Below are 17,085 nucleotides of genomic sequence, written 5' to 3' on the forward strand. Positions count from 1 at the left end.
GCGGCCTTTTTTTGTTTTAGGTCAATTGGCTCTTGCTAATCCTTAAAATAAGATAAACTTTCTAGAAAAATATTGTAATAATATTTCAGTCTGGTTAAGATTATTGGGTGAATATTACGTTTGTTACAAAAGGAGAGAGGAAATGAAAAAAAGAAAGAGGCGGACCTTTAATAGGTTCATTGCGGCATTTTTAGTGTTGGCTTTAATGATTTCAATATTGCCGGCAGACGTACTGGCAAATACGCAAGAAGAAGAGGCGGAAAATGGTGTTGCGGCAGCTGATCCAGAAGAAACTCTTCAGAATGAACAAACAGAACAAGCCGTACCTTTTCCTTCAAAAGATATAAACAAAGAGGGAGAGATCACCTCAGAAAGAACAGAAAATACAAAGCTTTATTATGAAGGAGACGGTGTCTATAAACAGGAAGTATATCTTGACTCTATTCATACAAAGGAAACACCGAATGCTGACTGGGAAGACATTTCTCCTGAGTTAAAAGAGTCGACAACTAATCAAGTCGAGACAGAGAATGCCATTTTGAATTCAGATTTTCAAAAGCAAATGAAGAACGGGCTTTATGCGACTTTTGAGCACGATAACCACAAGGTTACATATTCACTTGTAGAAGCGAAAGGCCCAAACAAAACTTCACTTACTCCGAAAGACACCTCAGCAGATTATAAGACTAACAGTAATGAGATTGTGTATCCGGATGTGTTTCCGAATATTGATCTTCAGACTTTCATATTCAACGAAAACATCAAAGAAGATGTAGTCCTTCATCAGTATGATGGATACAACACATTTACATTTCAGGTCAAAACCGATTTGCAGGCTAAAGAACAAGATGATGGATCCATTGATTTTTCTGATGAAAAAGGCATAGTTGTTTTTTCTGTGCCTAGACCTTTTATGACGGATTCAAAGCTAGATGAGCTTTCCGGCGAGGTAGAACGGTCAGACAAAGTCAGCTACAAGCTGGAAAAGAATGAAGAAGGGTATTTGCTTCACCTCACAGCAGACGAGAATTGGCTGAAAGACCCGGAACGCGTATATCCAGTCTCTATCGACCCGTCAACATCTTTATCTGTTTCATCAGATACGTTTGTCATGAGTGCCTATCCGACGACGAATTACTCGGCATCCTCACAAAAATGGGATGCTAATCTAAAGTCTTATGTGCTGAAAACGGGCTATTATGACAAAACAACAGGCACAAACTACGCGTTCATGAAATTTAACAATTTAAAACCGATTCAAAATATGACAGTCACCAAAGCGACATTAAAAACATACGTCGCCCATTCCTATTATGGAACAAAGGCAACCGGTCTTTGGCTGGATACAGTCAACAGCAATTATGATCATGCAAAAGTAACTTGGAACACGAAACCCGCATCTAAAAATATCGGAAAAGCCGACGTCCATAAAGGACAGTGGGCGAGTTACGATGTGACCGCCGCTGTCAAGTCATGGAACTCCGGCGGGTCCAACTATGGATTTAAGCTTCATGCAAACGGAAATGGTAAGGAATACTGGAAAAAACTGATTTCCTCAGCGAACACAAACAATAAGCCTTATATTGAAGTGACATACACCATCCCGAAGGCGAGCACACCTGCTGTTAAAGCATACAGTAACGGGAACGGCACTGGCTTTTTCAATATCAGCTGGAAAAAGGCCGATGGTGCAAAAGGCTATAAGGTGTGGATTTATAATGGGAAAGAATATCAAGCGATCTCAGTCGGCAACACGACATCCTGGAGCTCAAAAGGGAAAAACATTTGGCCGACAAGTGCAGAAATTTCATCCGGTAAGTACAAGCTTCACCTTGATGGTAAAGGCGGAACTGAATTAGCGCTAGATCCATCTCCCGTGTATAAAAATTCCGGCGGAAGCTATGCCACAAGCAAAAACTATTGGATTGGCGTCAGTGCAATATTTGACCAGGGAGAAGGAGCAATGTCCGCACCGGCAAAGCCCGTTATCCCTCATGTAGGGAAAGCACAAGCACCGTCAACAAAGGGCTTTAATAATGGAAATGCCACAGGATACTTCGATCTTTCTTGGAAAGCTGTCTCAGGTGCAACCGGCTATAAAGTTCAGATGTTCAATGGGAAAGGCTTTGAAACACTTGATCTCGGAAATCAGACGTCTTGGACCACCAAGGGGAAAAAGATCTGGCCGACAAGTGCAGAAATTAAAGCGGGAAAATATGCTCTTCATCTAAAGGACGGAAATGGAGCAGAGCTGCCGATCAATCCCGGACCAACCTATAAAAACGCTGGAGGAGACGGAGTCAAAAAAAATTACTCGTTTAAATTGATCGCCTATAACAAAGACGGCGAAGCCATTGCATCACCGGCTGCCAACCCGACACTTCCTGATATCGCTAAACCAAAGAACTTATCGGGTTATGTGTATACAAACACAAAATCAAGCCAAACTGGCTATGTGAATTTGATATGGGAAAAGGTTCAAAATGCGAAAGGCTATAAAATTAATATCTATAACGGCAAAGAATATCAGTCCTATGATGTTGGTAACGTGGATCATTGGACAACCCAAAATAAAAACATTTGGCCGACTTCTGAGGAAATAAAAGCCGGAAGCTACAAGCTGCATACAGACGGAAAAGGCCGTGAATTGGCACTTGACCCGTCACCTGTCTATAACAATGCAAATGGAAATTACAAAGGGAAGAAGAATTATTCCTTCACTCTTTCCGCCTATGATGCGAATGGTGAAACGATTCCAACGGCACCCTTTAACCCAACGTTCCATGAAGGCGCAGAATTCCTTGGAACAGAAGAATACTGGTCTATCATTGATATCCCAAGCGGCCAGTTAAATGGTGCGACAGGCAATGTCATTGTGAATGAAGAAGATCTGTCAATTGACGGGCGCGGACCGGGACTTGGCTTATCGAGAACCTACAACAGTCTTGACAGCTCTGATCACTTAATTGGACAAGGCTGGTATGCTGATGCAGAAACATCTGTCATCTCGACGAACGGCGGGGCAATGTATATTGATGAAGACGCTACTACACATCGCTTTACTAAAAAAGCCGATGGCACGTATCAGCCGCCGACCGGTGTCTATCTTGAATTAACAGAAACAACTGATCAGTTCATATTAAAAACAAAGGACCAAACAAACGCTTATTTCAATAAAAAAGGCGGCAAGCTTCAAAAGGTAGTGGATGGCCATAACAATGCAACCGTCTACACTTATAATGACAAGAATCAACTGACAGCCATTACAGATGCATCAGGCCGCAAGCTCACATTCACATATGATGAAAATGGCCATGTGACTTCCATCACCGGACCTAAGAATAAGAAAGTAACCTACTCATATGAAAATGATTTGCTGAAGAAAGTCACGGATACAGATGGGACTGTCACAAGCTATGACTATGATGGCGAAGGACGCCTTGTCAAACAGTATTCAGCCAACAGTACCGAAGCAAAGCCTGCCTTTACCGAATATCAGTATAGCGGGCACCGTCTCGATAAAGCGATCAACGCTAAAAAAGAAACATATGTCTATAGCTATGATGCTGATAAAAAGACGCTTCTCATGACACAGCCGAATGGCCGGAAAGTACAGTACGGCTATAATGAAGCGGGAAATCCGATTCAGGTCATTGATGATGCGGAAGGGTTAAAAATTACAACGAATACAAAATATGAAGGCAACAATGTCATAGAAGATGTAGATCCAAACGACGTCGGCACCGGAAAAGCAACGGAAAGCTATCAATATGACAAGGACGGCAACGTTACGTCGGTTAAAGACGCATATGGAACTGAGACATACGAATACAACAAAAACAACGATGTTACAAAGATGAAGGATACCGAGGGGAACGTCACAGATATTGCCTATGACGGACTGGATGCTGTATCCGAAACCGATCAGAGCGGAAAATCATCTTCAGCAGCTGTTTATGATAAATACGGAAACCAGATTCAATCCAGCAAAGAGTTATCAGCCTCAACCAATATCCTGAAAGATGGAAGCTTTGAAGCACAAAAATCCGGCTGGAATCTGACTGCATCTAAAGACAGCGGCAAAATCTCAGTGATCTCCGATAAAAGCGGGGTTCTTTCCGGATCAAAGGCATTGGAAGTCTTGAGTCAATCAACGTCTGCCGGAACAGATCACGGATATTCGTCAGCGACACAAACAGTTGGGCTGGAGCCAAATACAACCTATACATTAAGCGGGAAAATCAAAACAGATTTAGCGAAATCAAGAGCCTACTTTAACATTGATTTGCGAGACAAAGATCAAAAACGAATTCAATGGATTCACAATGAATACAGTGCATTAGCCGGAAAAAATGACTGGACAAAACGGCAAATCACTTTTACGACTCCTGCGAATGCAGGAAAAGCTGTTGTGTATATGGAAGTCGATCATAAAGATAAAGATGGCAAAGGGAAAGCATGGTTTGATGAAGTCCAGCTGGAAAAAGGCGAGGTATCGTCAAGCTATAACCCAGTTCAAAACAGCAGTTTCACAGCAGCAACGGAAAACTGGAATATAAGCGGGGCATCCGTTGATTCTGAAGAAGGCTTTAATGATGATGTATCATTAAAAGCTGCCCGGACCAGTGCGTCCCAAGCCGGATCAGTAACAAAACAAACCGTTGTCTTAGGGCAAAGCGCAAACGACAAACCGGTTTATCTCACACTGACAGGCATGTCGAAAGCAAGCAGTGTCAAATTTACAGATGAAAAAGACTATTCTCTGCAGGCTAATGTCACTTACGCGGACGGCAGCACAGGTGTATTCAATGCCAAATTCCCTTCTGGAACACAGGAATGGAACCGCGCAGCTGTTGTTATACCAAAAACAAAACCGATTAATAAAGTCGATATCAGCATTCTGTTCCAAAAGAGTGCGACAGGAACAGTCTGGTTTGATGATATCCGCCTGATTGAAGGAAGCCTTTTAACCAAAAGCACGTATGACAGTAATGGTAACTATGTGACCAAGGAAGAGGACGAACTAGGTTACGCCACTTCAACTGATTACGATGAAACTGGTAAGAAAACAGCTGAAACGGATGCAAAAGGCGACAAAACAACCTATACGTATGATCAGGCAGACCAATTAACTAACATGACGCTCTCCAACGGTACGTCTATCCTTCACAGCTATGATAAGGAAGGCAATGAGGTAAGCAAAACCATTCGGGCGGGAGCAGATCAAACCTATCAATACGAATATGATGTCATGGGCAAGCTTGTCAAAACAACTGACCCACTGGGCAATGTGCTAGCAAGCGAATATGATGCCAACAGCAACCTGACCAAAACCATTTCACCGAATGGCAACGAAGTATCTCTTTCTTATGATGGAACAGACCGGGTGAAATCAAAATCGTATAACGGTACAGAAAAATACAATTTCACGTATGACAAAAATGGAAATGAAACATCGGTCGTCAATAAAGAGCAGAACACCACAAAGAAACGGACATTTGACAACAAAAACCGTTTAACCGAATTGACTGACCGCGGCGGCAGCCAAACTTGGACATATCCTAGTGACTCCGATAAGCTGAAAACCTTCTCATGGAGCCATGGGGACCAAAAAGGAACGAATCAATTTACGTATAACAAGCTGGATCAAATGATTGAGATGAAAGACAGTACATCTTCTTATTCATTCGATTATGATGAAAATGGCAACGTCCAAACCTTTATTACGGGCAACGGCGGCGGAACAAGTTTCTCATATGACGAAAGAAACCTTGTAAGCTCGCTGCATATCGGCGACAAAAACGGCGGAAACATTCTGACGGAAAGCTATGAATATGATGCCAACGGCAATCGCACAATGATAAACAGCTCAGCAAGCGGCAAGGTGCAATATGAGTATGGGAAGCTGAATCAGCTTGTCAAAGAAACCCATGAAGACGGTACTGTCATTGAATACACATATGATGGATTCGGGAACCGGAAAACCGTTACAACTCTAAAAGACGGCTCAAGCAAAACAGTGAACGCTTCCTTCAACATCATGAACCAGCTGACAAAAGTCAATGAGGAAAGCATCTCTTACGATAAAAACGGCAACCGCACATCCGACGGCAAATTCACATATACGTGGGATGCGGAAGATAACCTGACCGCCGTTACAAAAAAAGGCGAAGACAAGCCTTTCGCAACATACAAATATGACGAAAAAGGAAACAGAATCCAAAAAACCGTCAACGGAAATGTCACGAACTACTTCTATGACGGAGACAGTTTGAACGTCTTGTATGAAACAGACGCGGACAACAAAGTCACAAAATCATACACATACGGTGACAGCGGCCAACTGTTATCCTACACAGAGGATGGCAAGAAGTATTTCTATCACTACAACGCACACGGCGACGTCATCGCGATATCAGGCAGCGCAGGAAAAACCGTTGCCAAATATCAATACGACGCATGGGGAAATCCAACAAAAACCGAAGCAAGCGACGAAGTGAAAGACAACCGCTACCGCTACGCAGGCTACCAATACGACGAAGAAACCGGCCTGTACTATCTCATGGCCCGCTACTACGAGCCAAGAAACAGCGTGTTCCTATCACTTGACCCAGACCCAGGCAGCGACGGAGACTCATTGGATCAGAATGGGTATGCTTATGGAAATAATAACCCGGTGATGAATGTTGACCCGGATGGGCATTGGGTATGGCTTGTGGTAAATGCCGGGTTTGCAGCCTATGATGGGTATAAGGCATATAAATCAGGTAAAGGATGGAAAGGTGCTGCTTGGGCGGCTGCTTCTAACTTTGGGCCTGGGAAGATATTTAAGGGTGCTAAGAGGGTTTATAGTTTTGCAAAAATTGCAGGCAGACAAGGAAAACAAGCTAAGTTAAAATCTTTATTAAAGGATCCTAAACAACCTAGGCATGTTAGAGGGTGGATAAAAAATGAAATTAGGCATAAAAAATACAAAAATAGGAAATCGATCCGTGTCCCAAAAGGATATGAACTAGCTCACAAAAGAGGATATGAGGCAAGAAAAGGTTCGAGCTATAAGCATTCTAATTTACAAGTAATAAGAAATCATAGGTTGCAGCATTTGCATGATGGTTACGGTAAAGGTAGAAAAAATAAAAGTACTCGATGGAAATATAGGAGATAATAAGGAGAATAAAAAATGAATGAAAAAGAACTTGTAATGACGTTAAGGTTAGATCCTAATAAAAGATATCGTTATTTTATTAAGAAAGTTGTTGATTATGAAGAAGTCTGGTCATTAAGTAATGAGAAAGGATGGGTTACATCTGAAGACGATAATGGAAAAATACAACTTCATTTTTGGCCAACAAAAGAGCATGCAAAATATTGTGCAATTGAGAAGTGGAAAGATACAAACCCGGAATCAATAAGTTTAGAGGATTTTGTAGAGAACTGGCTTCCTGGTATGCTTGAAGATAAAGTCAGCATTTCTATTTTTTTCAATAATAATGATTCAATTTCAATACCAATTCCTCAAGTTCACTCTGATATCGAGGATGAATTAGAAAACTATTAATTATAAAGACTTTTTAAGACAGACAATCTTCGCTCGCTCTTAATTTAATTAACTGTGAAAGGAGTTTTTCTATCAATAACTAAAAAAGGTAGTGTTTTATGAAAAAAATATCTGAAAAACTAAATGGATATCATAAAAAGTAAAAAAGATACGGCAAGAGGTTTTGCCTACCAATTCGCTGATGTAGGGAAAAGCCGCGATTTATTGGAAGCAGTCTTATCAAATTCTATTGAATGTATGTTGCGCGAAAATTCACGGTGAATAGCAAAAAGGAAGCTGAACAGTTATTAAAAGAAACCATTTTTATCTTGGGTTTTAGAGCATAAATGATATTGTCTATCTATTTCATACACATAGTGATGAAGTGGGAGCTATCAAGAGTACCCTGAAAGAAATTGCGCATCTAGACTGTTTATTAATTTTATTGAATTTGAAGGTCAATTACTTTCTATTAGCTTTATTTTGCAAGGACCATCCTCTTAGTAACTTTGAATACGTGGTGATCAATTTAACCGCGGTAAAGCTAATAGAATGCATAATTAAAATCAAAAGCGAGATTGATTTTAAGGACTCTCATGTACTTATTTGTTTTCAACAGATGATTTAATGATTGGATAAAAGGTATATACTTTTTCGGCTTGATGAGAATTTATGATTTTCATCAAGCCCCTTTTATATACGGATTTGTTGGTATATAAACAGAGATTAGTCAGGAGAGGAAGAATGTACAAAACAATTGAACAATGGATAGATTATATTGACGGGGGTTGCAATGTTTTAAAGGTCGATTATCAGTTCTTTAAAAAAGAACTCTTACCTGAGATTCAGGTTGTTCAAAATAAAGCTGAATATACGCATAATATTATATTCCAAAATGTAGCTTCTGTTTATTTTAATGGAGGTGACGATGATATAAGATTGGAAAAAATAGATCCGGAAGAATACAATTGGGAGATTAGTTATCACTCGGAAGGAATTGGGAATCTATCAAATTCAGTAATTCCGGAATATCAATCAAATGCTAACTTTCTCATTGACATGAACAGAATGCTGATTGCTATAGAAGCTGAAACAGTTCGCTTTGATGATCAATCGTTTTATGCATATCATCCAAAACCATAATAAAAAAATAAGAGAGGTGAACAGCCTCTCTTTTCTTATATGATAAAAACCAAACTACACATCTGACGGCAAATACATGTAATACGTGGGATGCGTGAGCAACATACAGCCGTGACGAAAAAAGGTGTGACAAACCGTTCGTACAAACAAATGGTGAAAAAGGAAACAGGATTCAAAAATTGGTTAATAGGCACGTAACCAATTACTTCTACGACAAAAACCGAAGCAAGCGATGAAGTAAAAGACAACCGCTACCGCTACGCAGGCTACCAATACGACGAAGAAACCGGCCTGTACTACCTAATGGCCCGCTACTACGAGCCAAGAAACGGCGTGTTCCTAACGCTCGACCCAGACCCGGGCAGCGACGGAGATTCATTGGATCAGAATGGGTATGCTTATGGAAATAATAACCCTGTGATGAATGTTGATCCGGATGGGCATTGGGTATGGCTTGTGGTAAATGCCGGATTTGCAGCCTATGATGGGTATAAGGCATATAAATCAGGTAAAGGATGGAAAGGTGCTGCTTGGGCGGCTGCTTCTAACTTTGGGCCTGGGAAGATATTTAAGGGTGCTAAGAGGGTTTATAAAGCTGCTAAAACATATAAACTTTCTAGAAAAAGTGTACGGGCTAGAAAAGGTGCATATTCTAGATATAGTAATTCTTCGGGAAAGAAAGCGATAACTAGAAATAGAACAACTAATATAGGTGCCCGTACTTTTGAAAAAAATTTGAGGAGACAGGGATGGAGAAAGTCTATAGTTAGAAAAGGAAATGAATTAAAAGGAATAAGTATGCATAAAAATGGAAGGCGATATTTTATTAGACGGCACTCTAAAGAGGGTTCTCCTACGGCAGATTATTATCCATATGGTGCCAAAAGAGCAAAATTAAAAATTAGATTAAGGAGATAAAGGAGGCAAATTCGCATTGAAAAAAAATTTCTTTATAGAAGATAAACATCAATTAAAACAGTTCAAACAATGGGTAAATCAAACATTTAAAACGAGTGAAATGTTTCCTGATCAAGTCTTTCATGAACAATACAAATATTTTTGGTTTCAAGAATTTTCCGCGTTGTGGGGCGACGACATTTGGGACACTTTAAAGTTACTGGCAAACTATTATTCTGATAATCAAATTCTTACAGCAGTTCTTGATACGCCACCGGAAACTTACCGGAAATTTTCAGATTACTACAATTGGATATGGACTCCTTCTTCTTTAACAAAAGAAGAGTATTCTGAATTATTATGGACTGAACCCAATGGTGTCCGCCCAGGAGAAATAGGTTCCATTCAATTTACGACAACGACGGTTGTATGGTTATCTCCTTCTCGAAAGTGGGCTATATGGGGAAATATAGATCAAGAAATATGTATTCTTGGACTTACCGACAAACAAGGAGAATTGCTGGAAGAGAATAACTGGAAAACATTAGATGATGATGTTTTAGAATTGCAGGAGCAGATTTATGAAGATGGTATTATTCCTAATGAAGTGAAAAACAAAATTATCCAAAATTATCAAATGAGATAGGGTTTTTAGGTAATAGAAAAGTGAAAAGAAAATTAGCTAAAAAGCTCAAGGAAAATACGAGGCATTTTTTAATAAAAGAAGTGAATGAAAAACTAAAAAGGTGTGAGGGAAATGGATTTACTTATCAGTTTGTTGAGGTAGAACAACGCGCGCAATCTATACATGTGCAATCTGTTTAGTTCACACCAAATATGGTTGTGAACTCTTTTATGAAAAAAAACCTGTAAACTAATAACAAACTATTTAGTACTTTGAATACGGTGGAGATCATTTTGACAGAGCCAAAGCTAATAGAATGCATAAATAAAATCAAAAGTGTCTTAAATGGACAAACAACAAGAGAAGAAGTGTCAGATTGGGCGGGCACTTATGTTTATGCGGGTGACCCTGAAGTAAAAAACGATAGAGTCTGGGATATATTAATCCTTTTAAGCGGGATTGATTTGAAAGATTCTCCTGATGCTTATTTGCATTCAACAGATGATTTAAATGATTGGATCAAACCATAGACGGAGTAATTAATTTTTCTGCTTGTTGCAAGGCGTTATTGATTAAAACGAGGTAGGAGATGACAATGTACAAAACAATTAATGATTGGGTTGATTATATAGATGAGGGGTGTAGTGTCCTTCATTTAGATTTTAATGGGGTGACGGTGATATAAGATTGGAAAAAATAGATCCGGAAGAATACAATTGGCCAAGTATTCGAGATGAGTTATCATCCAGAAGGAATCGGAAATCTATCAAATTCTATAATTCCGGAGTATCAATCAAATGCTAACTTTCTTATTGACATGAACAGAATGCTGATTGCTATAGAAGCTGAAACAGTTCGCTTTGATGATCAATCGTTTTATGCATATCATCCAAAACCATAATAAAAAAATAAGAGAGGTGAACAGCCTCTCTTTTCTTATATGATAAAAACCAAACTACACATCTGACGGCAAATACATGTAATACGTGGGATGCGCGAGCAACATACAGCCGTGACGAAAAAAGGCGTGACAAACCGTTCGTACAAACAAATGGTGAAAAAGGAAACAGGATTCAAAAATTGGTTAATAGGCACGTCACCAATTACTTCTACGACAAAAACCGAAGCAAGCGATGAAGTAAAAGACAACCGCTACCGCTACGCAGGCTACCAATACGACGAAGAAACCGGCCTGTACTATCTCATGTCCCGCTACTACGAGCCAAGAAACGGCGTGTTCCTATCGCTCGACCCAGACCCGGGCAGCGACGGAGATTCATTGGATCAGAATGGGTATGCTTATGGAAACAATAACCCGGTGATGAATGTTGATCCGGATGGGCATTGGGTTTGGATGGTAGCAGGTGCTTTAATTGGAGGAGTCTCTTCTTACAAAGCTGCCAAGGCAAAGGGAGCAAGAGGTTGGAGGTTAGTTGGATCTGTAGCCTTAGGTGCTGCTGGCGGAGCAATCGGAGGAAACTATCTACGAGTAGGACGTACTCTATATAAAGCTGGAAAATTATCTAAAACGTATTGGAATGCTAGAAAAGTTGCAAAGGCAAACAAAGGCGTAATTAAAAGGGCTAAAACTAAAAAAGGTTGGGTAGTTACTACTAAAAAACATACAGTAAGATTAATGGGAAGGAATTCAGGACAAAGGAAAAGACCTTATTATCGAATGAGTCATCATAAAAAAGGGGCCATGAACGCAAAGGGACACTATTCAAATAATCAAGCTGAGACTCATATTAAACTAAGGTGGCATTCATATAGAAATATCAATAAAAGATTACGTAAGGGGAGATAAATTATGTACAAAACAATTAACCAATGGGTAGATTACATAGATGGGGGATGCAGTGTACTTCAAATCGACTTTAATGTGTTTAAAAAAGAGCTCTTAATTGAGATTCAGGTTGTTCAAAACAAAGGTGAATATACGCATAATATTATTTTTCAAAATGTTGCTTCTGTTTATTTTAATGGAGGTGACGGTGATATAAGATTGGAAAAAATAGATTCGGAAGAATACAATTGGCAAGTTTTTGAGATGAGTTATCATCTAGAAGGAATCGGAAATCTATCAAATTCTGTAATTCCGGAGTATCAATCAAATGCTAACTTTCTCATTGACATGAACAGAATGCTGATTGCTATAGAAGCTGAAACAGTTCGCTTTGATGATCAATCATTTTATGCATACCAATTAAACAACTAAATAAAGAAAGAGAGGTTGTTAGCCTCTCTTTTCTTATACAACGTAACAGCAACCAGACAATAGGTAAAAGACAACGTCATCGCAATTAAAAGGCTGGATTGGAAAGTAGATTTATCCCAAAACGATTAATGAAACCAGACTGTACTATCTTAGTCACGGTCCGTTACTAATAGCTAATAAATGGCTTATTCCTATCACTTCATTTCTAACCTGGGAGCATAATCAATGAAAAAATTAAAAATGAATAAAATCATCAACACGGACACCCATGGTTGTTTTTTCCATGCTGATACACAGGGGCGTGTCTACATTGGAAAAGGTGTGAAAGGTGATATGACCATTTCAATCTATGATCCTACTGGTGATATTCGGGATTTCACAGTGAAAGAGCAGGTGGCTTACAACGATATTCAGCTCTTTCAACAATATGAAAATGGCTATGTCTTTGTTTATTACGAATCGTACGAGCCAAAGGTAAAGGTTTTTTCAGAAGAGGGAAGAGTGAAAAGTGCTTATTACTTGCCTTCAGGGACTTCATGCAGCCTTCTGGATGAGAAACAAAACCTATGGGTCGGTTTAAGTGATGAAGGCATTTATGATGATGAGAACTCGAATGGACAAAGTGTGCTGTGCTTCACTTTAGACGGACAACTAAAGGAAACTCATATTGATCAACAGCTTTCAGAAATATATGCGCCCGTAGTAGATGACTGCTATGCACTTGCAGAAAAAGATGGACTGATATACATGCTGTATTACTCTTATACAGTCATTGCTGCGTTTGATGAGATTGACGTGAGACGAGTGTGGATTGTTTCTGATAAAGAATATTCTGGAGTATATGACCAGCTTGCAATTTCAGATGACGGGTTTTGGATATGCAGAGATGAACATTCACTGTCCCTCATCCCGGCTGATGTCAGTATGCCGGTGCAAGAGGTGAAGTGCTGTGATCCAGATGGGCAGGAGCTCTCGATACAACAGCTGAAACTAACAAGTAATGCTATTTATGCAATATCAGACTTTGGGATCTATAAGAGGGATATCAGAGGGGGAATAACCAAATGAATGAAACATCTTTTTGGCAGCTTATTGACCAAGCTGGCAGCCAAGAAGAACCCAATGAGTGGCTGCGTGATGCATTATTGAAAAAAGATAACGATGAGATCGTGGATTTTGAGTTTATGATTCAAATTTTAATGCAAAAAAGCTACCAGTCTTCCCTATGGGGAGCTGCCTACATTCTCATGGATGGTTGTTCGGACGATACATTTGATTATTTCCGCGGATGGCTGATTGCCCAAGGCAAAGAGACGTTCGAAAAAGTGCTGGGTGATCACGAGTATTTGGCAGCATACATCACGGAGGAAACGCTTGACGAGGAAGGCTATCCGCAAAATGAAGACTTGCTGTCAGTGGCAATCGAAGCGTTGACATATATAAAGACTGGCGACGATGAATGGGATGATGAAGTACACAACGAGCTTTTAGATGCGCTTGAACAAAAGGGACTTGCCGAATCGGACGAGATTGAATTCGATTGGGAAGAAGAAGATTTGCCTGAAAGGTTTCCAAAACTGTGGAAGCGTTTTGGGGAAAATCCGCTGGGCGAGTTTTAAGTAGTAGAATATGAAGCTTGTATCAATAAGCGATACAAGCTTTTTTTAGAACAAATCTGAATGATACATGACAAAGAAGACAAGAGAATGATGAAACAATTTAATAGAACTTGAGAAATTAACGGCGGAGGGAAGGTGGCTCATGCAAAACAGATTGATCGAAAAACTCGCCGAGAATAAAAGACGTTTGTTGAAGAGTGAAATCAAAGAAAAACTAGTCCCTTGTGCAGAAAGAGGCTTCACTTATCGTTTTGTTGATCCGGCGAAAAGCAAGCAGTTGCTTGAGCTGTTTTTATCAAATTCAATACCAGCCAACACCCGTGAGGTTGATGCTCTCGGAAAAACGGAGGCGAAACAGCTGATCTTGAAAACATCTCAGTCCTATGTTGCCTATGATGACACAGGGACGTTCTGCTGTTTCATCAATACAGCAGCGAAATTGGTGCGTTAGTTTGTACCTTTGGAAAATGTCTCGAGCACCTTGACGGCTTATTGGAATGTATTGAGTTCGACGAAGGGCTTCTCCATCATAGTTTTATTTTGGTTGAGCCTGAGTGTCAGGTTGGTTTATGTATATTGCACACGGAATACGGGTGCGAGCTTGTTTATTGGTAGATGTTTTCTTATGAGGAAACCTTTGGAATATATTTTTTACGGAAAAAGCTTCAATGTCTTTATATCAGTACGGTGCCTTGTATACTTATAACAAATCATTTAGTACTTTGAATACAGGGGATAAAATTGAAGAGGAGGTTGTGCCCAATGTGAGCCTGACTGCGGTCTTTAAAAATCGCATATCATAATAATCTAATCGTAGAAAAGGCGAATCGGCAATACCATTGTGCTGGGGTGTTTTTTCACTCTGACGGTTCGGAATGTAGAGGGAGGAGAATCTTAGACAATTTCCGAACTTTAAATTACAAAAAATCATGAATAACATATACATATCACCCCGTAATTGGATTGATTATACGCCAATGGGTACACATACAGCGGGTCAAAGGGAAAGCCAAGATCAACGCGGAGCAGATTGACAGTGAAGTGCGCGAGGCGATGGAAGGGTAAAAGGCCGTTCTGGAAATTTCAAAATACCAGGTGAAGGCTTCGGACATGTTGTGCGGAAGTAAAGTGACGGAGGCTAACTTGGATACGGCTTATCATCTGGATGAAGCGCTCTCAGGTAAACATAAGGAACTGACTCTCGGTGATGTAGAGGACGGCGATCTAGTTAAAATAGAAGAAGACGATGACGAGGTGGCAAACGGTGCGTTTGAAATATGGCCATTGGCATCCGGGGATCAAAAATCACATAATCAAGTAAGAGAGCAGGATCGGTGTCCTGTTCTTTATTTTGATTTTAAGAGTATTAAAATATAATATTTACCAAAAATGTTTACTTTTACTAATAATTTGTTGTAGTATGGGCATTGGTTGCAGCCTAAATTAATAGAAAAGAAGGAGAATTTAATTGAAAAAAACTTTTGTGCTTCTATTATCATCAGTGTTTTTGTTTAGTATGATTCCTTTCACTGCTTCAGCTAGTAAGAAACCGTCTGTAGATGAAACCATATCTAGTGGTGAAGTGATAAGTGTATCTGGAAAGGATGTAGAAAATACTGGTGTTTTGGTTAAGGCAATCAATGAATTAGATGCAAAGCTGGATATGGAAAATCTGTCGGCTAATTCTCAAAAAGAAACCAACCAACTGACCCCTGAAGCTAAGAAGTTGTACGATTCTATTGTGAGTTATAAAAATCAAACATTTGCTTCTTTAACAAGTACTGATGCGCTTGTAATATTCAGTGAATATGTTGGTGAGTTAAATGAAAATAAGCTAAGTAACCAGAAGGAACAAACTTTCACTACAATGGGCTTGGGTATAAACTATAAAGAATATAAAATTAGCAACTCCAAAATAAAGCAACTGAGTAGTGCGGTTGGTTATAATAGTGGATTTTGGGCCACAGCTACAGCTATAGCTAAAATCTTTGCTAAAAATCCGACTGCCCTTACGCTAATGTTAGCAGCCGTCCCAATGTTAGGTATGAGTGTTATTGATTCTTGTAATTCTAAAGGAAAAGGTATCATAATTACAAAAATGGGTTCAGGAGCGACAAATTCATATAGTTGTAGATCTCAATAAAAAGAATGAAGTGTGAGCTTTACGCTCACACTTTTTTTATTTTTTATTTTTTATTTTTCTGATACTTTTCGCTACAAATTCACTGACATAAAAAACTATTAATCCTGTTATTAACAATAAAAATGAATTTATTTTTATACTTTTATTAAATAAATCAAGAATGCTATTGATTAATAAAAATCCAGACCAATAAATGAATGAGCAGTAAAAAGCTATATTAACACTTGTTTTGTCTGCATTTTCATCTGATTTAAAAAACAATAAACTATCCTCCCTTTTTATCTTTTTCATGAGCATTAGGGAAACGGAATCTCTTTATTAGTCATTTTACTATAAGTTTGTTTGTAAAGTCTATTACTTCCATAATTGCTACCATAATTTCTCGTGGGCTGCGGCCAGCATTTTTTGAGTTATCTGGGAAGGTACGGAGAGACTTCCTCAGCATTTCGTATCTATCTTGCTACTGTTTCTCAATAGGTTCAATACGTTTCATACCTTTTGATTGAACTCTTCCTGTTGTTTGACAAATTAAAATAAAAATTGCCTTTCATCGCACGTCAGCTTCAAAAGGGACAAATTACTCCCCTTTGGGGGATATTCATGTTTTTCTCACCTGTGATTTTTACCATGGAAGCTCTTTTGTCTTCCGAAGAGCTCCGTGTCAAAAAATGATTTATGGTTGGATAAAACAATATACGAAGTAATTTATTAGTCTGCTTTGTGGTAAGGCGTTATTAGTTAAAAAGAGGTAGGAGAAGAGCAGAGTGCTGGGGAATTTAGAGGCTTCTATTTTAAAGTATTTCAATCACGTACCGGAACGAACAATGTAATGTACGCATTAGATTAGCAGAATGATGGATATATCTTTAGCCCTCATAGTCAGTGCCTAAGGATGAATTTGAT

General features: G+C 39.2%; 9 protein-coding genes and 6 pseudogenes. 14 read left to right on the forward strand and 1 reads right to left on the reverse strand.

What is annotated here, in order from left to right; translation table 11 throughout:
* Positions 1-142: 142 nt before the first annotated feature.
* The 14 genes and pseudogenes from MOF34_RS12515 to MOF34_RS12580 all read left to right on the forward strand — a co-directional run bounded on the left by MOF34_RS12515 (position 143) and on the right by MOF34_RS12580 (position 16,182).
* Positions 143-7,165: a DNRLRE domain-containing protein gene (locus MOF34_RS12515; protein ID WP_268400364.1), complete on the forward strand. Its 7,023-nt coding sequence runs from the start codon at positions 143-145 to the stop codon at positions 7,163-7,165.
* Between the two features lie 15 nt (positions 7,166-7,180).
* Positions 7,181-7,558, forward strand: coding sequence for a DUF2750 domain-containing protein (locus MOF34_RS12520; protein WP_268400366.1), 378 nt, complete (start codon positions 7,181-7,183; stop codon positions 7,556-7,558).
* 723 nt (positions 7,559-8,281) lie between these two features.
* Positions 8,282-8,680 (forward strand): hypothetical protein, encoded by a 399-nt coding sequence (locus MOF34_RS12525; protein ID WP_268400367.1) that lies wholly within the window; start codon positions 8,282-8,284, stop codon positions 8,678-8,680.
* Positions 8,681-8,718: 38 nt separating this feature from the next.
* Positions 8,719-9,598 (forward strand): annotated as a pseudogene (locus MOF34_RS12530) (RHS repeat-associated core domain-containing protein); the annotation flags it as partial.
* A gap of 16 nt (positions 9,599-9,614) precedes the next feature.
* Positions 9,615-10,223, forward strand: coding sequence for a hypothetical protein (locus MOF34_RS12535; RefSeq protein ID WP_268400368.1), 609 nt, complete (start codon positions 9,615-9,617; stop codon positions 10,221-10,223).
* A gap of 231 nt (positions 10,224-10,454) precedes the next feature.
* Positions 10,455-10,732: pseudogene (locus tag MOF34_RS12540) on the forward strand (DNA-binding protein).
* 59 nt (positions 10,733-10,791) lie between these two features.
* Positions 10,792-11,103: pseudogene (locus tag MOF34_RS12545) on the forward strand (YxiG family protein).
* Positions 11,104-11,214: 111 nt separating this feature from the next.
* Positions 11,215-12,009 carry an RHS repeat-associated core domain-containing protein gene (locus MOF34_RS12550; protein ID WP_419901031.1) on the forward strand — a complete coding sequence of 265 codons (795 nt, stop codon included), beginning with the start codon at positions 11,215-11,217 and terminating at the stop codon, positions 12,007-12,009.
* A 3-nt stretch (positions 12,010-12,012) separates the two neighbouring features.
* The gene (locus MOF34_RS12555) at positions 12,013-12,420 is read left to right on the forward strand and encodes a hypothetical protein (RefSeq protein ID WP_268400369.1); all 408 of its coding nucleotides are present in this window, start codon (positions 12,013-12,015) and stop codon (positions 12,418-12,420) included.
* Between the two features lie 225 nt (positions 12,421-12,645).
* Positions 12,646-12,972: pseudogene (locus MOF34_RS12560) on the forward strand (DNA-binding protein); the annotation flags it as partial.
* A 512-nt stretch (positions 12,973-13,484) separates the two neighbouring features.
* Entirely contained in the window at positions 13,485-14,039 is a 555-nt protein-coding gene (locus MOF34_RS12565) for a DUF4240 domain-containing protein (RefSeq protein WP_268400370.1), read from the forward strand.
* 142 nt (positions 14,040-14,181) lie between these two features.
* Positions 14,182-14,654: pseudogene (locus tag MOF34_RS12570) on the forward strand (YxiF family protein).
* A gap of 162 nt (positions 14,655-14,816) precedes the next feature.
* Positions 14,817-15,360, forward strand: a pseudogene (locus MOF34_RS21025) (protein rep); the annotation flags it as partial.
* A gap of 147 nt (positions 15,361-15,507) precedes the next feature.
* The gene (locus tag MOF34_RS12580) at positions 15,508-16,182 is read left to right on the forward strand and encodes a hypothetical protein (protein ID WP_268400371.1); all 675 of its coding nucleotides are present in this window, start codon (positions 15,508-15,510) and stop codon (positions 16,180-16,182) included.
* Positions 16,183-16,218: 36 nt separating this feature from the next.
* Here MOF34_RS12580 and MOF34_RS12585 read toward each other — a convergent pair whose 3' ends face one another.
* Positions 16,219-16,443: a hypothetical protein gene (locus tag MOF34_RS12585; protein ID WP_019716243.1), complete on the reverse strand. Its 225-nt coding sequence runs from the start codon at positions 16,441-16,443 to the stop codon at positions 16,219-16,221.
* Positions 16,444-17,085: the final 642 nt, after the last annotated feature.

Origin of the sequence: Bacillus sp. T17B1 (genome assembly GCF_026796395.1) — a bacterium.
In the GTDB taxonomy this organism is placed as follows: Bacteria; Bacillota; Bacilli; order Bacillales; family Bacillaceae; genus Bacillus; species Bacillus spizizenii_A.